General features: G+C 66.8%; 1 pseudogene. It reads left to right on the top strand.

The features are described 5' to 3' along the window. Positions 1-2,226 (top strand): annotated as a pseudogene (locus PF66_RS31165) (condensation domain-containing protein); the annotation flags it as partial.

The following is a 2,226-nucleotide window of genomic DNA, read 5'->3' on the forward strand; positions in this document are numbered from 1 at the left end:
CGGTGGTCACCGCCCGCGAGGACGTGCCGGGCGACAAGCGCCTGGTGGCCTACTACACCCTGGCCGAGGGCCATGCCTCGGTGGAGATCGACAGTCTGCGCCGCCACCTGCAGGAAAAACTGCCGGAGTACATGGTCCCGGCCGTCTACGTCGCCCTGGAAAAACTGCCGCTGACCCCGAACGGCAAACTGGACCGCAAGGCCCTGCCGGCACCGGACAGCAGTGCCTTGAGCCATCGTGGCTTCGAAGCTCCCCAAGGCGAAACCGAAATCACCCTGGCACGGATCTGGTCCGAGGTGCTCAAGGTCGAGCAGATCGGACGTCATGATCACTTTTTCGAACTGGGCGGGCATTCGCTGCTCGCCGTGAGCCTGATCGAACGCATGCGCCAGGCCGGTCTGAGCGCCGATGTGCGGGTGCTGTTCAATCAGCCGACCCTGGCCGCGCTGGCCGCTGCCGTGGGTGGCGGACGTGAGATCGTGGTCCCGGCCAATGCCATCCCGCCGGGCTGCACGCACCTCACCCCGGACATGCTGCCGCTGATCGACCTGGACCAGGCGGCGATCGAGCGAATCGTCGCCAGCGTGCCGGGTGGTGCGGCGAATGTGCAGGATATCTATCCGCTGGCACCGCTGCAGGAAGGCATTCTCTATCATCACCTGGCCGCCGAGCAGGGTGATCCCTATGTTCTCCATGCCCTGTTCAACGTGGCGGACCGTCAGCGGCTGGACGCCTTTGCCCAGGCGTTGCAACAGGTCATCGACCGGCATGACATCCTGCGCACCGCCGTGCTCTGGCAAGGCCTGGACGAACCGGTCCAGGTGGTCTGGCGCCAGGCCCGCCTGCATTGCGAAGCCTTGGTGCTGGATCCGCGTGCCGGTGAGGTGGCGGTTCAGCTGAAGGCGCGTTTCGACACCCGCCACTCCCGGCTGGACGTGACCCAGGCGCCCCTGATGCAACTGGTGTTCGCCGAGGACGAGGGCCAACAGCGTTGGGTGGCCATGTTGCGCTTCCACCACATGGCCCTGGACCACACCGCCCTGGAGGTGGTGCGACATGAAATCCAGGCGCATCTGCTGGGGCAGGCCAATCAACTGGGCAACCCGGTGCCGTACCGCAACTATGTGGCCCAGGCGCGCCTGGGGACCAGCCAGCAGGAACACGAAACGTTCTTCCACGAGATGCTGGGCGATATCGACGAGCCGACCCTGCCATTCGGCCTGCAGGATGTGCAGGTCGACAGCCACCTTATCGATGAAGTGAGTGCCGTTCTGCCATCAGCCTTGAGCCAGCGGCTGCGGGCCCTGGCCCGGCAACTGGGGGTCAGCGCCGCCAGCCTGCACCACCTGGCCTGGGCCCAGGTGCTGGGCAAGGTCTCGGGCACCCGGGATGTGGTGTTCGGCACCGTGCTGATGGGGCGGATGCAGGGCGGCGAGGGTGCCGATCGGGCCCTGGGGATGTTTATCAATACCTTGCCGCTGCGGGTCACCGTGGGCGAGCAGGGGGTGCGGGACGGGGTCAAGGCGGTCCACGGGCGACTGAGCGCGCTGCTCGGTCACGAACATGCGTCCCTGGCCCTGGCCCAGCGTTGCAGCGGCGTGGCCGCGCCAACCCCGCTGTTCAGTGCCTTGCTCAACTACCGGCATAGCGCCGTCGACGCGGTTTCCGAACCGGCCTTGCAGGCTTGGCAAGGGATCGAGATTCTCAGCAGTGAAGAACGCACCAACTACCCGCTGACACTGTCGGTGGACGACCTGGGCGAAGACTTCTCCCTGAGTGTCCTGGCCCTGGAGGGCATCGGTGCGCAGCGGGTCTGCGACTACATGCACACGGCCCTGGTCAACCTGGCGGCGGCCCTGGAGCAGGCGCCCCAGACGCCGTTGGCTGAACTTACGATCCTGCCCGATGCCGAGCGCGAGCAACTGCTGGTGAGCTTCAACGCCAGCCATCGCGACTACCCACGGACACAGACCGTGCACGGGCTGTTCGAGGCCCAGGTCCGTGCCCGCCCCGAGGCGTGTGCGGCGATCCACGACGGCGTGGCGTTGACTTACGCCGAGCTCAACGCCCGAGCCAACCGCCTGGCCCGGCACCTGCGTGGCCTCGGCGTGCAGCCGGGCGACAGCGTGGCGATCCTGCTGGCACGCAGCCATGACCTGCTGGTCAGCCAATTGGCGGCGCTCAAGTGCGCGGCGGTCTATGTACCGCTGGACATCAATGCACCGC

Origin of the sequence: Pseudomonas asplenii (assembly GCF_001293465.1) — a bacterium.
Taxonomy (GTDB): domain Bacteria; phylum Pseudomonadota; class Gammaproteobacteria; order Pseudomonadales; family Pseudomonadaceae; genus Aquipseudomonas; species Aquipseudomonas fuscovaginae_B.